Origin of the sequence: Rhodonellum psychrophilum GCM71 = DSM 17998 (assembly GCF_000381545.1) — a bacterium.
In the GTDB taxonomy this organism is placed as follows: Bacteria; Bacteroidota; Bacteroidia; order Cytophagales; family Cyclobacteriaceae; genus Rhodonellum; species Rhodonellum psychrophilum.
In genome coordinates, this window is the sequence record NZ_KB906681.1 from 20570 (window position 1) to 36186 (window position 15617).

Annotated in this window: 9 protein-coding genes; 8 read left to right on the plus strand and 1 reads right to left on the minus strand. The window is 43.2% G+C overall.

The annotated features are described in order from the left end of the window. Positions 1-225 precede the first annotated feature (225 nt). Entirely contained in the window at positions 226-837 is a 612-nt protein-coding gene (locus F824_RS0113955) for an RNA polymerase sigma factor (RefSeq protein ID WP_019598527.1), read from the minus strand. Between the two features lie 290 nt (positions 838-1127). On the opposite strand from F824_RS0113955, the gene F824_RS25925 reads away from it, so the two are divergent. The 8 genes from F824_RS25925 (at position 1128) to F824_RS0114020 (ending at position 15293) form a co-directional block, all read left to right on the plus strand. Beyond that, positions 1128-2324, plus strand: a complete 1197-nt coding sequence (locus F824_RS25925) for a DUF6807 domain-containing protein (RefSeq protein WP_019598529.1) — start codon at positions 1128-1130, stop codon at positions 2322-2324. 786 nt (positions 2325-3110) lie between these two features. Then, positions 3111-3704 (plus strand): TetR/AcrR family transcriptional regulator, encoded by a 594-nt coding sequence (locus F824_RS0113975; protein WP_026333714.1) that lies wholly within the window; start codon positions 3111-3113, stop codon positions 3702-3704. 113 nt (positions 3705-3817) lie between these two features. Next, on the plus strand, positions 3818-4105 hold the full coding sequence (locus tag F824_RS0113980; RefSeq protein ID WP_019598532.1) for a cupin domain-containing protein: 288 nt from the start codon (positions 3818-3820) through the stop codon (positions 4103-4105). A 13-nt stretch (positions 4106-4118) separates the two neighbouring features. After that, complete coding sequence (locus F824_RS0113985; RefSeq protein WP_026333715.1) at positions 4119-5456, plus strand: TolC family protein; 1338 nt, start codon at positions 4119-4121, stop codon at positions 5454-5456. A 10-nt stretch (positions 5457-5466) separates the two neighbouring features. Next, entirely contained in the window at positions 5467-6525 is a 1059-nt protein-coding gene (locus F824_RS0113990; protein WP_019598534.1) for an efflux RND transporter periplasmic adaptor subunit, read from the plus strand. 113 nt (positions 6526-6638) lie between these two features. Beyond that, a complete protein-coding gene (locus tag F824_RS0113995) occupies positions 6639-9758 on the plus strand; it encodes an efflux RND transporter permease subunit (RefSeq protein WP_019598535.1) in 3120 nt (1039 codons plus the stop codon). Between the two features lie 639 nt (positions 9759-10397). Then, the gene (locus tag F824_RS0114005) at positions 10398-12023 is read left to right on the plus strand and encodes a long-chain fatty acid--CoA ligase (RefSeq protein WP_019598537.1); all 1626 of its coding nucleotides are present in this window, start codon (positions 10398-10400) and stop codon (positions 12021-12023) included. 840 nt (positions 12024-12863) lie between these two features. After that, positions 12864-15293 carry a TonB-dependent receptor gene (locus F824_RS0114020; RefSeq protein ID WP_019598540.1) on the plus strand — a complete coding sequence of 810 codons (2430 nt, stop codon included), beginning with the start codon at positions 12864-12866 and terminating at the stop codon, positions 15291-15293. Positions 15294-15617: the final 324 nt, after the last annotated feature.

The window sequence follows — 15617 nt, forward strand, 5'->3', positions numbered from 1 at the left end:
ACGGGGGTTTAAAAATAATTCAATTTTTTTCGCGTCCCCTTTCCCAAGCCTTTACAAAGCCATTTTCAAAACAGGAAATTCGATGAACTCTGGTAGCGCTCCATTAACCCAATAGGCAAATAAATGAGGGGATAATCAGTGCGGGATTATCCAAAATGCAAAAAGGAAAAAGCATCAATGGGAAGTGAAAAATACAGCTAAAAATTGAATCCGGATTATCTGGGATCAGAATAAGATGTAGGATTCAGAAAAAACAAAGAAGGCTGTAAATGAAATGATTTTAAGTTTCAACAGGCGGTCCTTTACCTGTTTGGATGCACGGAAGATCTGGTTTTCAACCGTTCGTTTGGAAACACCCAATTGTTCGGCGATTTGTTCCACTGTCAGGTTTTCGTGGTTGCGCAGCATGAAAACCTGCTTTTGCCCGTTGGGCAACTGGTCGATGATATCGGAGGATATTTGATGAAAATCGGTATAAATCATCTCATTTTCGGGGTCCAATCCATATTGGAGAGCAAGCAGTGGGATTTTGTACTGCTGATAAGCAAAAAATCGGGCTTCTTTTTTACTCTTTTTGATGACCAGTGACCGCACCATCGCAATCATGTAGGCATTGATGGACAATTCAGGATTTAGGCTTTCGCGTTTTTTCCATATTTTCAGAAAAATGTCCTGCACAATCCCTTCCGCATCCTCATGGCAAAGATTCATTTTTCTGGCGACATGATAGATTTTTTCCGCAAAAAGCGTGTACAATTTCTCGAAGGCTTTTTCATCGCCTTTCGACAAATCCAAAACGATTTTTTGAATTGCAGCTCCTTTGAAATCTGTTGCCATGGGAAAGAATGGATCGAATCCAAAGGAAGGAATTAAATTTAATGTTTCAAATACCCCCCGAAAAATTAAAAAGGCAAGACAGGGTTATTCCTTTTCAAATTGTAAACAAAACCGTTTATTTATTATGAAATCGGTTCAAATACAATAGATAAATTTTTGAATCCACAACAAATTCCTGAAAACACGTTGATATTTTTTTTGATAGAACAAGTATCTTTCACCATATTTTTATGTAACATTGCGCAATTTAACTATTATTTAAAGTTAATTACCGCCTAAATAGAGATGCCATGAAACAGCTTTCCCCTATCATATTACTCGCGCTACTCGCCCTTTTTTCCTGTCAAAAGCCTTTGTTCAGGGTCAAGATAGAGGCAGGGGAAATCGACAGAATCGGCATCCCAGTCCACTTCGAAATCCCTTCCGGCCTAGACCCCAATTCAACATATGTCCTTGAAGATATGGCCTCGGGAAAACTTTATTCTCCCCAGATATCCGAAGGCCAAATGTCGATTTTTCTAGACCATTTACAGGCGAATCAGACGCTCACCCTTGAGCTGAAAAAAGGTACGGAAAGCAATTCCGGAGGACTGGATTTGCGAGAAACGAAAGGAAGAATCCAGATCTTGAACGCAGGAAATGAGGTATTGACCTACCACCCCACATTTGCTTATCCCCCCGATGGTCAAAGCGAAAGCTATAAGAAAAGTGGGTTTATACATCCAGTCAAAAGCCCCGAAGGCCAAATCCTGACCGATGATTTCCCTATGGGGCATCTCCACCAACATGCCATTTACAACGCTTGGGCAAAGACCCGTTTTAAAGGGAAAAAAGTGGATTTCTGGAATCAATTGGACAGTTTAGGAACTGTTTCACACAAGCGAACCATCAGCCAAAAGTCTGGCACAGCCTATGCGGAATTGGTGGCGATGCTTAGCCATATCAGTTTAATCGATGGTGAAGCATTGGAAGAGACCTGGGAAATAAAAGTCTATCCAAGCAAAGGATTTCACCTTTTTGACATCCTGTCCACCCAGGTGAACACATCCAACGACACCTTGTTCATGGACAAATACATCTATGGCGGAATGGCATTTCGCGGGAGTAAGGCATGGAACCCCGACGACAGCCTTCAGTACCAAAATCCCTGGGAAATCACAACGGATCAAGGCCATACTTTGGCACAGGCGAACAATCAAAAGGCCCAATGGGTAACCAGCAGTGGAAACATCGATGGCAAGGCAACGGGGATTACCATTTTCGGTTTTCCGGAGAATTTCAAATATCCCCAAGCCATCCGGGTGCATCCCACCATGCCCTACTGGGTCTACTCCCCGGTGATAGAAGAAGGGTTTTTCCTAGCCCCGGGAGAGCGTTACAGCAGCAAGTTCAGGTATCTCGTCTTTGATGGAAAGCCTGACTTGGATCAAATCCAGCAAATTCAAAACACAATTCTCCATCCGATCCATATTCTGGTGAATCCCTAGAACCAAAGCAGATGAAATGGGGCGGTGAAAACGGAACCAAAATGGTAAACAGAGCGCAAGTCTAAAAACCCATTTCCCATATTTTTCAAATGAACATGAAGGATTTGCACGTTAAACCCCGTTTTATACATTACAAACTCAATACAATAGCATAATTAATTGATGGTCAATTAGTTGTTGATTGTTTTGACTTCACCCTATTGGTGTCAGGAATTAGTCTGACAATAGTCTGATTTTCTTGCAGTTTCGATCTCATTTGGAAACGGAATGCATATTTCCATCTAACTTTCTCCAAGTTAGATGCTTGACGATTCTTTTTCGTTGTCTTAGAATTCGGGTTAAAAAACTGATTTGCAAATTTCCGGGGAGAGGAAGCTGAATGGGATTAAATGCTCAAATCAAGGAATTCAGTTTGATTTCGGAAAATTTATGAGACCTCCCAATTGGGCTTGAAACTGAATGAAAATCAGACGATTTGGAGAATAAAGGTGAAGTCAATAATTGAAGGCAATTGACTGATTGTCTTGCTATTCCAGGCTGGACTGGAATTGGGAATGCACCACAGGGTTTCAATCCAAATACACCCGCAACACTCAATATCTAGAGTATAAAGTTGCCGTAATCCTGACCAACGGTACGCACTCCATTTGTGCCAAGGCCCAGATGTTAAAAAAAAACAAAGGCAAAAAGGAGCGATTTTACAGAATAGATTTTTTTACCGGTAAAAGACTTGCACTTCTCCCAGGCATTATCTACTTTTACAGAGTGAACACTCACTTACAAATTATGCAGATATCTGAAAGACAAGTAGAAATAATTGAAGCTGCGGGCAAAATCTTGACCTCTTCTGGCGTGAGTGGATTGACAATCAAGAACTTAGCAAAGGAAATGGACTTCTCCGAAAGTGCCGTTTACAGGCATTTTACCAGCAAGGAGGAAATCATCATCGCAATGCTGGAATACCTCGCCGATAATATGGACAAACGGTATAGCCAAGCCATCAACGCGAAACAATCGCCTCTGGAGAAGTTCACGCTGTTGTTTCAAAACCAATTCAGCTTCTTTAAGAATAATGCCCATTTTGTGGTTGCCGTTTTCTCAGACGGTTTGATGGAGGAAAGTCAGCGGATCAATGAAACGATCTTAAAAATAATGGCTGTAAAAATGAAACACCTTATGCCCATCGTGGTAGAAGGACAACAGAAAGGTGTTTTCACCAATAGCATTACTTCCGAGGAATTGATCCATATCATCATGGGGACATTTAGATTGCAGATGTTGAAATGGCGAATTGCCAACTTTCAATTTGACATTGAACGCAATGGAAACAACATGATTCAAGCCTTGTTGACCATCATCAAGAACCAAAAAAAGGAATAAATACAATAGTCTTTCTTGTATTTGTCGCCTCCATATTTCCAACAATCTGGAAGGGAAGCCTCATACCGAAGGACAAAAACGGTCTTACTTAAACACCTCTAACTCCTGTACACATGAACTTACAAGAATTGCACGTTTCAGAAAAAGATGTTTCCGCAGTCAGTCTTTTCAAAGGTGAATTGGCTACTGCAACCTCCATTCACTTGCGAAAAAACGGCATTTTGAAGGAACACATTACCAAGACGTCCGCTTTGCTTCTTTGTATTTCCGGAAAAGTGACTTACCAAGACGAAACAGATAAGCAAATTGTATTGGAAAGGGGTGACTATACTCCTATCGAACCAAATGTAAAACATTGGCTCAATGCTGCTCTTGACTCCCAATTGGTATTGTTGAAATAAAAAAATTTTCAATATGACGTTAGTAAATATTCACAAACTTATATTGGTTGCGCTATTGGCTCTTGGGCTCAATCCAACTCAGGCCCAAACCCAGGTTTGGACCCTGCAACAATGCATCGATACAGCACAGGTGCAAAACAAAAACCTGCAAATCAACTGGAATTACCAAGCCTTAAGTGAGCAAAAGTACAGGGAAGCAAAGGCAAATTTGCTCCCAAGAATAACGGCAAATGCAGATTACAAGTATTTCACCAACCTTCCCTACCAATTATTGCCCCTTACTGCATTCAATCTCGAAGCCCCGACCGGTGAATTCAGGGAAGCTCAATTTGGCGTTCCGCACAATATCAATGCAAACCTGCAACTGGCGATGCCCCTGTACAATCCCCAGATTTATGGAGCGATAGAGAGCACTCAAATTGCCAAGGAATTGAGTGAATTGCAACTGCAGAAATCAGAGGAGCAGGTATATTTTGAAATCGCAAACCTTTACTATAACGCGCAAATCCTGCAACACCAATTGACTTTTCTGGACAGCAACCTGACGAACTCCAATAGGCTTTTGGGGAATATCCAATTGCTCCACGAACATTTGCTGGCTACCAGCAATGATGTGGACAAAATAAAATTGCAGACAACGCAATTGAAGACGCAGCGGGAGACCACAAGAAGCAAGTCTCAGCAAATATTGAATTCGCTAAAATTTATGATGGGCTTGTCTATGGAGTATGATCTCGAAATTGACAGAAACATCATTTATACTGACCAGTTCAGTACTTCAGCGTCCACAACATTGGATTTGAAAATCGTAGAAACACAGCATCGATTGCTGGAAGTCGAGCAAAACACCTTATCCAAATCCAGATTTTTACCGACCGTAAATCTATTCGCGACCTATGGTACGACCGGGTTTGGCTATGACAAACAACCCAACAGTTTCTTGAATTTTTACCCGATTGGTTTTGCAGGCATTCAACTCTCCTATTCATTATTTAATGGCACAGTAACAAAAAGAAAAATCAACCAAAAAAAGATTGAGCTCGAAAATAACGCACTTCAACATAGCCTGGTTTCCGATCAAACTTCTATGCAGTTGGAGAATGCAAGCCTACAAAAAAATGTGGCAAAATCCACAGTTGAAACTTCGACAGCGCAAATCCAATTGGCGCAATCTGTTTACAAACAGACTTTGCTTCAACAAAAACAAGGAATTGCAAATCTGACGGATGTACTCCTGGCAGACAATGCGCTGCGAGAAGCGCAACAAGGCTACTTGAATGCAGTGGTAGACTACCTGAAAGCTGACTTGGAATTGAAAAAACTCAGGAATCAATTGAGAACCAAGAATTAAATCAAAAGACATGAATTGGAGGAAAATAGCAGCAATAGTAGCCGGAGTGGCATTGATTGCATTGGTTGTTTTTAAACTGAAAAACAACAAAGAAATCGCCGTAAACAAGGTGTATCAATACGAAAGCGAAAAACCGATCCGCATTGATGCAGATAAATTACAATACGGGTATATCAATGGAGATTTGGGCTTTACGGGGACTTTTGAGCCCTACAAAGAATCCAAAATCAGCGCCGAACAATCTGGAAAAATCAATCGGATATTGGTGGATGTGGGAACCGCTGTCAAAAAAGGACAAACCCTTGTTCAATTGGACAATTCCCTGTTGAATTTACAGCTGCAATCCATAATGGTACAAATCGAAGGCGTGGAAAAAGATGTCAATCGGTATACTGTTTTGTCCCAAGCAGATGCGATTCAGGGCGTACAATTAGAAAAAGCCGAGTTGGGTTTAAAATCTGCCCAGGTTCAAAAGGCAACTCTGACCGAGCAAATCTCCAAAACCACCGTCAAGGCCCCTTTTGACGGGATCATAACCGCCAAGTTGAATGAAGAAGGTGCATTTGCCGCACCCGGAATACCTCTGCTTCAAATCACGGACATCTCACAGCTCAAATTCACCATCAATGTTTCTGAAAATGATTTGAAGCATTTCAATCCCAAACAATCCTACGCGATTACAAGTGATGCTTTTCCCGATGTTTCTTTGGAAGGAAAGGAATTGATGGTGGGCAGCAAAGCCAATATGGGCAGCAGTTTCCCCATTCAATTTTTGGTCAGGAATACACCGGATTTGAGAATTAAATCCGGAATGTTTGGCAAGGCTATTCTGAACCTGGAACAAAATAAAAAAGGCATCCTTATACCTGGCACTGCCATTATTGGATCGTCTAGCCAACCACAAGTATACCTGGTGAAAGATGGCAAGGCGATGCTGCAAAACATCACCATCTCTGAAAGAATCGGAAACAAGGCACTTGTATCCAGTGGATTGAATGAAGGAGATGTGCTGGTCACAAGCGGTTTCATCAATCTTTTTGATGGGGCAAATGTGTCCATTAAGAAGTAAGATGTCTCCTGATCCCTTATGATAAAGCATCTCATCCCCCAAAAGAGTGCTGTAACTGGAGTTCTGACTTTAGCAATTCTGAAATCTGTACCGATAAATTTTAATTGAAAAAAATGAACATCACGGAAATATCAATAAAACGTCCCTCGCTGATTGTTGTATTGTTCAGCGTATTCACACTCTTGGGGATTCTCGGCTATTACAATTTGAGCTATGAATTGATGCCTGATTTCAATCAGCCTGTAGTGGTCATCAAAACAGCCTATCCGGGTGCAGACCCTGAGGAAGTAGAAGCTTCCGTCTCCCGAAAGATCGAAGATGCGCTGTCTAACTTGGAGGGCGTGGATTATTTGGTGACCAAGTCATTGCCCAATGCATCCATCATCATAGCCAATTTGAAATATGGCACAGACCTGGACAAAACAATGCAGGATGCACAACGCTACATCGACAATATCCGCAAAGATTTGCCAAAAGACATTCTCAGTCCGGAAATGAGCAAGGTGTCCCCGAATGACTTGCCCATCATCTCCATAAGCGCGACGAGCAACCTGCCCCCTACGGAGTTTTACCAAAAAATGAAAGACGAATTTCTCCCGCAGATTCAACAACTCAAAGGAGTGGCTGAAATTACGGTTCTGGGAGGCAAAGAAAGGGAAGTGCAAGTCGCTGTTGATCAAGATAAAATAAGACTGTACAAGGTCTCCCTTAGCCAAATAGTAGAAGCCATAAACCGATCGGGATTGGACTTGCCGGCTGGAAAAGTCCAAACCGATCAGGAAGCCAATTCTGTACGGCTAACCGGGAAATTCACCAGCTTGAAAGATATCAAAAACGTACAGGTGGCCATGCCCGTGGCCGGGAGTCCGATCTATGTGAAAGATATTGCTTATGTCACCGATGGCGTCAAAGAAACCAGCTCCATCAGCAGGTACAACGGAAAAGATGGAATCGGCTTGTTGTTAAAAAAACAAGGAGATGCCAATGCGGTGGATGTTTCCAGACTTGTTCGAGAGAAGCTTGAGGCGATTGAACAACAAAATGCCGATGCGGGCATAAAATTCACCATCGCCGATGACAGCACGGACAATACCATTGCAGCGGTAAACTCCGTGGTTTTTGACCTGATTTTGGCAGTCATCTTGGTTTCATTGGTGATGCTTTTGTTTCTCAGAAGTTTCAGAAATTCCATCATCGTTCTGGTGGCCATTCCTACCTCCCTTGTGACTGCTTTTGCGGTGATGTGGCTTCTCGGTTACACTTTAAACCTGATGACCCTATTGGCAATGTCATTGATCATTGGGGTTTTGGTGGATGATGCCACCGTGGTCTTGGAAAATATCCAACGTCATTTGGATATGGGCAAGGACAAAAGGAAAGCCGCCATGGATGGAAGGATGGAAATCGGTTTTTCTGCGCTTTCCATTACTTTGGTAGACGTGGTAGTCTTCCTGCCTATCCTTTTTCTGCAAGTATTTGTTGCCGACATGCTCAAGCAGTTTTCCGTAGTCGTGATTACCTCCACGCTCACCAGTTTATTGGTGGGATTTACGCTAACTCCCTGGATGGCTTCCCGAATCGGCAAAAAAGAAGATTTACAGCCCACGAATATCTTCAATAAATTCTTGCTTTGGTTTGAAAGCCAATTGCAGCGATTTACCGATTGGTATGGCAGACAACTGGAATGGGTATTGACCCACAAGTTGGTCTTCACGGGAATCGTATTGTTGCTCTTTGTGCTGACTTTGGGAATCATGAGGCAAGGAATTATCGGCAAAGAACTTATCTCAACAGGTGATCAGGGGAAATTCAGGATGGCCTTGGAGTTTGATAAATTCACTTCCATCGGGCAAAACAACAAAGTCTCCACAGCAATCGAACAGTATATATTGACCCAACCGGAAGTCTCCACGGTGTTCAGCAACATCGGTGGTCCAAGCACGGGAATCGGAAGCTTGGGCCTGGGTTCTCCCAATAAAACCGAGTTTACCATTCAATTGAAAACCAGGAAGGACGAACTCAAAGAAACCGGCCAAAAGAAAGTCCCCACCGAGGATTTCATGAGGCGGCTGCGGGGTGAGTTGCAGGAAGAATTTCCGGGCATCAACTACTCGATGGCGGCATTGGGTTTGATCCCGCGTTCCGCGCCAATTGAATTGACACTGAGCGGAAGTGATCCCAAATTGGTCATGCAAACCGGTATTGCCCTGAAAGGGGCAATTGAAAATATCCCGGGTGCAGACAATATGCGCTTGTCTGTGGAGGAAGGTGTTCCCGAGTACAAAATCATTCCCAATACTGATAAAATGCAAAGATTGGGACTCAACACCGCATATGTAGGTGTGAATTTGAGGACCGCATTCACCGGAAACGATGAAGCCACATTAACGGAGGCAGGCACAGAATATCCCGTGCGTATCTGGCTTGACGCATTCAAGCGTCAGAATTTTGATGATGTCCAAAAACTGAGCATTGTGAATCCCATGGGCATTGCGGTGGAAGTTTCCCAGTTTGCTACCGTGGAGCAAAGCAATTCCCCATCCCTATTGGAGAGAAAAGACAGGCAGGCAGCTGTCACCCTAACAGCCGATGCCTTGGGAAGACCATCGGGAACAGTGGCGGACGATGTGGTCACTTATCTAAGTGACCATCCATTGCCTGAGGGAATCCAAATGACCTGGGGCAGCGATATCAAAAGGCAAAATGATAGCTTCGGAGCTTTGGGATCTGTATTGCTTGTCTCGTTTTTGCTAATTTACCTGATTATGGTGGCCTTGTATGACAATTATATTTACCCCTTTGTCGTCCTTTTTTCAATACCGGTGGCGGCCATTGGAGCATTCCTGGCACTGAACTTATCCTTAAGCAATTTAAGTTTGTTTGCCTTACTTGGTTTGATCATGCTGATGGGTTTGGTGACCAAAAATGCCATTCTGATTGTAGACTTTACCAACCAGCTCAAAGAAGAAGGCAAACCATTTAGGGAAGCCCTTGTCATTGCCGGGAAAGGTCGTCTGAGACCCATCTTGATGACTACCCTCTCCATGGTTTTTGGCATGTTGCCCATCGCCCTTGCGACGGGAACAGCCGCCGAATGGAAAAACGGATTGGCTTGGGTGATCATTGGGGGACTCCTTTCTTCACTGGTTTTGACGGTTTATCTGGTTCCCATGGTTTATTTTTGGGTAGATTCCACCAAGGAAAAAATGGGACGCCGGAAACAAGTGCATTAAAAACTTTAACCCGAAATATGCAGTAGATTTCTAAATGGCCTTGAAACTGAATGAAAATCAGACGATTTGGAGAATAAAGGTAAAGTCAATAATTGAAGGCAATTGACTGATTGTCTTGCTATTCCAGGAGGGGATGGAATTGGGAATGCATCATAAGGATTTAATTTCCATGCCTAAAATGGACCTTCCCCAGCGTCTTTAAAAAATGAGCGGACCCAATGGTTTGGACTTGACCAGAATCACAAAACCTGAAGGATCTAAGGAACGAGAGTATACCTCTCGAACAGCTGGGATAGCGTCGCAGCAGGAAGTTCCGGTATTTTTTCTTCTTCTGAACAGCCTACTTGGGTCAAATCCCATACATCCAAAATCTCGTTCTTCGCCCTTATCACCCTACTGAAGAATCCAAAAAAAGTCTATGCACCACAGGCCCTATCAAATACCAGGGGAAAGAATTGGATATCAGGGAATTAATTTTAATTTTAAAGAATTGGAACTGTAGCAAATAGGATATCAAATGTAGACTTTGGGCCAAAAGGATATAAAGCGAATCTCTGGCATTTGAACAAATTTTCATGGGTGACGAATGCATATGCTGCTGGGTGAAGGATAAGAATTTTACAGCTAAACTTTTAGAAAATGGAAGGCTTGATGATGGATTACCCACTTACGACCAACACTATTCTTGAATACGGAAACAGTGTTTATCATCATAAAAAAATAATCAGCCACTTACCGGATGGAACACGCCATGAGTACCGCTTTGGTGACATGTACAAGCGTTGCAAAAGGTTAGCCAATGCATTGGTCCACAAATTGGGCATCACGAATGGCAATATGGTTGGCACTTTTGCATGGAATCATGGTCCCCATGTAGAATTGTACTATGCAATATCTGGGATAGGGGCTGTTTGTCAGACGATAAACATTCGCTTGTCCAGCCATCAAATCGAATACATCATCAACAATTCGGAGGATAAAGTAATTTTTGTCGATGCCACATTGGTTCCCCTATTGGAAAAAATAGCGCCACTCCTCGAAACCGTGGAATACTATATTTTGCTGAATGCGCCCAAGGATTTTACGACCACTTTACCAAACACCCTGCATTATGAAGATTTGCTGGCGGAGCAATCCGAGGATTTTGAGTGGCCCAAGCTAAATGAAAATGATGCCTGCGGGATGTGTTATACCAGCGGGACGACGGGTTTGCCAAAAGGAGTTTTGTATTCTCATCGGTCCACGTTTCTGCACGCCTCCACCATTATTTCTCCAAACGCAGGGAATTTCAGCAATTCGGATACAGTTCTTTTGATCGTTCCTCAATTTCATGTCATGGCCTGGGGTTTTCCCTACCTCTGCCTCCTGTCTGGCTCAAACATGGTCCTCCCCTCTTCCCATTTACAGCCCGATAGTATTATCAAAATACTTCAGGAAGAAAAAGTAACCAAAGCCAACGGTGTCCCAACCATTTGGCTGGGCGTGTACCACGCCATGAAAATGAATCCCCCAAAGGACAAATTAGCGCTCGAAGAATACCTTGTCGGTGGTTCTGCACTCCCCAAAAGTCTGATAGAAGGTTTTGAAAAAGATTTTGGTATCAAGGGTGTTCAGGCTTGGGGAATGACCGAAACCTCCCCACTCGGAACTGTCAGTCGCTTACAGCCAAAACATGCGCATTTATCCGCCAGTGAAAAAATGGATATCCGCGCCAAACAAGGGTTAGCATTTCCTGGTGTTGAGTTGAGGATTGTCATGGAAGATGGGACTCTGGCGCCAACAGACGGCAAAAGCATGGGGGAACTGCATATCAAAGGTGCTTGGACCATTCAAGCCTATTTCAAAACGAATAACAGTGAAAGTTTTACCGAAGATGGTTGGTTCAAAACTGGCGATGTCTGCACCCTTGACGAAGATGGATACATGGAGATAAAGGACAGAACCAAGGACCTGATAAAAAGTGGCGGCGAATGGATCTCCAGCGTAGCACTCGAATCGGCACTAATGGCCCATCCCAAAATCAAAGAAGCCGCTGTAATTGCGATACCAGATGCGAAATGGGTCGAAAAACCATTGGCACTCATCGTTTTGGTGAATCAGAACGATGAAATTTCGGATGGGGAATTGATTGAATTCCTGTCGAGAGACTTTGTGAATTATCAGATTCCAAAAAACTATGTGTATGTCCACGAGGTGCCAAAAACCAGTGTTGGCAAATTTGACAAAAAAGAAATCAGAAGACTTTTTGCCGAAGGAGTATTGTAAAAACTACACCCAGGGCGCCAGGCGTAATGTCAGGCGCTAGGCGTAGTATTCCACTACGCCTTTCTACCCTTCGAATTTGCAATTCGAAGAGCAAGAACATTCGGTTGAAGCCGGATTCGTTTTTCTTTTTGCCATTGGAAATGGCTTATTGCGCGGGGCATTCCATTGGGTAATCAACAATATCTGGGTGTAGTAAAAACTACACCCAGGGGAGCCACCACAAACCTACGGACATCACTCGATATCTCCAATGTCAAAGCAGTGACCGTAGTGGGTCCTTAAAAGCCATCTCTTTAAAAATGAATCAACCATTATAAACCTCTTCCCGATTGATCCCCGACAGACTTGTAAAGTTTAAGTATCTCGGGGTTCTCAAATATTTTTTTGTTCTTCCTATCGGATCAAAATATGGAAAAAAAGCATTGTTCTGCCATAAGACCCATTGAGTGCCTTCTTGAACAAAATCAGAACTCCTGAGGTATCCGAGTTAGAGCTGCTAAATCACAATCGGCTGGTATTACCTGCTCTTCGATTTTTTTACCCCCCCAAATATTTTCAATATAGACCTCAAAAAATAGGGCATCACTAAAATCTGATTTCATGATTCTAGGGTATTGTAATCCGTATTGGAGGACTGGTTCCGGTGGCAAATCCTTTTGTTCACCAATCATTTGCATCCATTAGAATATGTTATAGCCGAAAACCCACCCCCATTCATAAGAAAAATTTATGATTCCCTTAAAATAATCTTATTTAGATTTAATCTAAATAACTTTTAATGTTAAAATATGATTTGTTAATATTGCATTGTTATTTAAAATTAATCTAAGTAAAGATAATATGAAACTGATTTTTACAATTTTGATTGCTTTTTCAATGGGTTTGAACCCTGCCTTTGCTCAAAAAAATGTGTTGAAGGGGAAAGTCTTGAACGAAGCCAGTCAACCCATTGCTGGTGTGACGATGATTCTGGAAGGAACCGTAAGAGGAGTTCAGTCCGATCCATCCGGTCACTACGTCATGAGGGATATTCCCGAGGGGAAATATGTCCTGAAGGTCAATATGCTCGGCTACAAAGAGGTCAATCTTCCTTTTAGCATTGGCGAGCGAGAAAATTTGGCCTTGAACATCAACTTACAGGAGGCCTTGCTTTCTTTGGATCCTTTTGAATTTTCTGTCAGTAGAGGCATTATGGGCCAAGAACGGCTTCCTGAGGTGGACAAGTTCCGAATCAATGCCGGGAAGAAAAACGAGGTAATCCGTGTGGGCGAGCTCAATGCAAATTTGGCCATGAACAATAGCCGGCAGATCTTCAGCAGGACGCCCGGCATTTCCATCTGGGAAAATGACGGCTCGGGAATACAGTTGGGTGTCGCTACCAGAGGACTGAATCCCAACCGATCCTGGGAATTCAACGTGAGGATGAACGGATATGACATTACACCCGATCCAATGGGCTATCCCGAAGCGTATTATACGCCTCCAATGGAAGTGGTGGAACAAATTGAGATTGTACGCGGAGCTTCTTCCATTCAATATGGCTCTCAGTTTGGAGGTTTGATGAACTTTGTGATGCGCAAGCCGGATAAATCCACCCGATTTACTTTCGAAACACTGAACACCGTTGGGAGCAATGGCCTTTTTAGCAGCTTCAATTACCTCGGCGGTACGGAAGGCAAGTGGAGCTATACGGCATATTACCAAAAACGTGTCGGCAATGGCTGGAGAGAAAACAGCTATTTCAATACCGATCATGCTCATGTGGAGGTAAACTATGCGGCCAACAACCGCCTGATGATCGGACTGGAAATGACTTATATGGGTACGGAAAGCCAACAGCCAGGAGGCTTGACGGACGAGCAATTCAATAAGGATTCCAGATCTAGTACCCGGGAAAGGAATTGGTTCAGCACTCCTTGGTTTATTCCTGCCCTTACAGCCGAATACATCCTCAGTGACAAGACCAAGCTAAGCTGGAAGACTTTCGGCACATTTGCAGAAAGAAACTCTGTGGGTTTTATGCAACCCATTAATCAAGAGGATGATTTAGGCAACAGACAGGTGGATAGGGATTTTTACACTACCTATGGCTCGGAACTCAGAATGATTACGGAGTATTCATTGTTTGGCAAATCCAACACCTTGGCGGCCGGGATACGGTATTTCAATGGCTTTATTGATAGAAAGCAAGTGGGCGGAGGAGACAATGGCACACAAATGAATTTTGACCTGGCGGATGGAGGGATCTACCGGAGGGATTTCGATTTCACCAATATCAATCAAGCCGCTTTTGCCGAGAATGTATTCCGGTTTTCAGACAAATGGCTGCTGACCACCGGCTTGAGGTATGAGCGGATTTCCTCCAACATGGAAGGATTGTTCAACACCGTCAATGACCAAGAGCAGATCTTGCTCCCACAAAGCAGAACAAGGAATTTTTTCCTTGTCGGGATCGGGTCTGAGTATAAAATCAACCCATCCATGGAGTTCTATTCCAATTTCTCCCAAGCTTACAGACCAGTATTGATCTCTGATCTTACCCCTCCTGCCACCACAGATAGCATTGATGATAATCTGCAGGATTCCAGAGGTTTCAACTTTGATTTTGGTTACCGAGGGGCAGTTCAAAACTGGATGAAATTTGATGTAGGTTATTTCTATCTCAACTACGCAGACAGAATCGGAACCATTGCCACGATGGACAATAATGGGATTATCAATCAGTTTAGAACCAATTTGGGCAACTCAGTTAGCCAGGGTTTTGAGGGATATGTGGAGTTTGATCCCATTTCGGCACTTTCTAAGACCTCCAAGTTTGGTTACCTGCACTTGTTTGCTTCTCTTGCATTTGTGGATGCCAGATATGGTGATTTTGCAACGACCAGTGTCAGGGAGGGCGTGATCTTGGAGGGAAATCTTAAAGGCAATCGCGTGGAAAATGCACCAAGGAAAATCAACCGATATGGCGCAACCTACAGATACGATAGATTTTCTGTGACTTGGCAATTGAGTGATATCGGAGATGCATTCTCGGATGCTTCCAATACCGTTTTGCCTAATGCCGCTGCCACAGTTGGTCTGATTCCGGCATATCAGGTACAAGACCTTTCCGCATCCACTGACATCAGAAGGCGCTATATATTCAGGGCGGGGATCAACAACCTGACCAATTCAGTTTACTTCACCAGAAGAGCAGGCGGCTATCCGGGACCGGGTATCATGCCGGGAGATGGTAGAACCTTCTATTTTACCTTCGGATTGAAATTGTAACTTCCTTTCTCTAATTCCCAAAAAAGGCTGTCCAAATCCACTTAGGGCGCTAGGCGTAGTATTCCACTACGCCTTCCTATCCTTCGAATTTGCAATTCGAGTAGCAAGAACATTCGGTTGAAGCCGGATTCGGTTTTGCTTAAGCCATTGGAAATGGCTTATTGCGTGGGACATTCCTGAATAAATTCACCAATATCTGGGTGTAGTAGAAACTACACCCAGGGAATATGCAAGAGGTTTCCAATTGGGATTGAAACTGAAAGAAATCAGCCTATTAAGAGAATAATTCCTGACACCAATAGGGTGAAATCAAAAATTATCAAC

Coding starts and splice junctions, on each gene's coding strand:
- F824_RS0113955 (WP_019598527.1), bottom strand. CDS start 837: ATGGCAACAGATTTCAAAGGAGCTGCAATTCAAAAAATCGTTTTGGAT.
- F824_RS25925 (WP_019598529.1), top strand. CDS start 1,128: ATGAAACAGCTTTCCCCTATCATATTACTCGCGCTACTCGCCCTTTTT.
- F824_RS0113975 (WP_026333714.1), top strand. CDS start 3,111: ATGCAGATATCTGAAAGACAAGTAGAAATAATTGAAGCTGCGGGCAAA.
- F824_RS0113980 (WP_019598532.1), top strand. CDS start 3,818: ATGAACTTACAAGAATTGCACGTTTCAGAAAAAGATGTTTCCGCAGTC.
- F824_RS0113985 (WP_026333715.1), top strand. CDS start 4,119: ATGACGTTAGTAAATATTCACAAACTTATATTGGTTGCGCTATTGGCT.
- F824_RS0113990 (WP_019598534.1), top strand. CDS start 5,467: ATGAATTGGAGGAAAATAGCAGCAATAGTAGCCGGAGTGGCATTGATT.
- F824_RS0113995 (WP_019598535.1), top strand. CDS start 6,639: ATGAACATCACGGAAATATCAATAAAACGTCCCTCGCTGATTGTTGTA.
- F824_RS0114005 (WP_019598537.1), top strand. CDS start 10,398: ATGGAAGGCTTGATGATGGATTACCCACTTACGACCAACACTATTCTT.
- F824_RS0114020 (WP_019598540.1), top strand. CDS start 12,864: ATGAAACTGATTTTTACAATTTTGATTGCTTTTTCAATGGGTTTGAAC.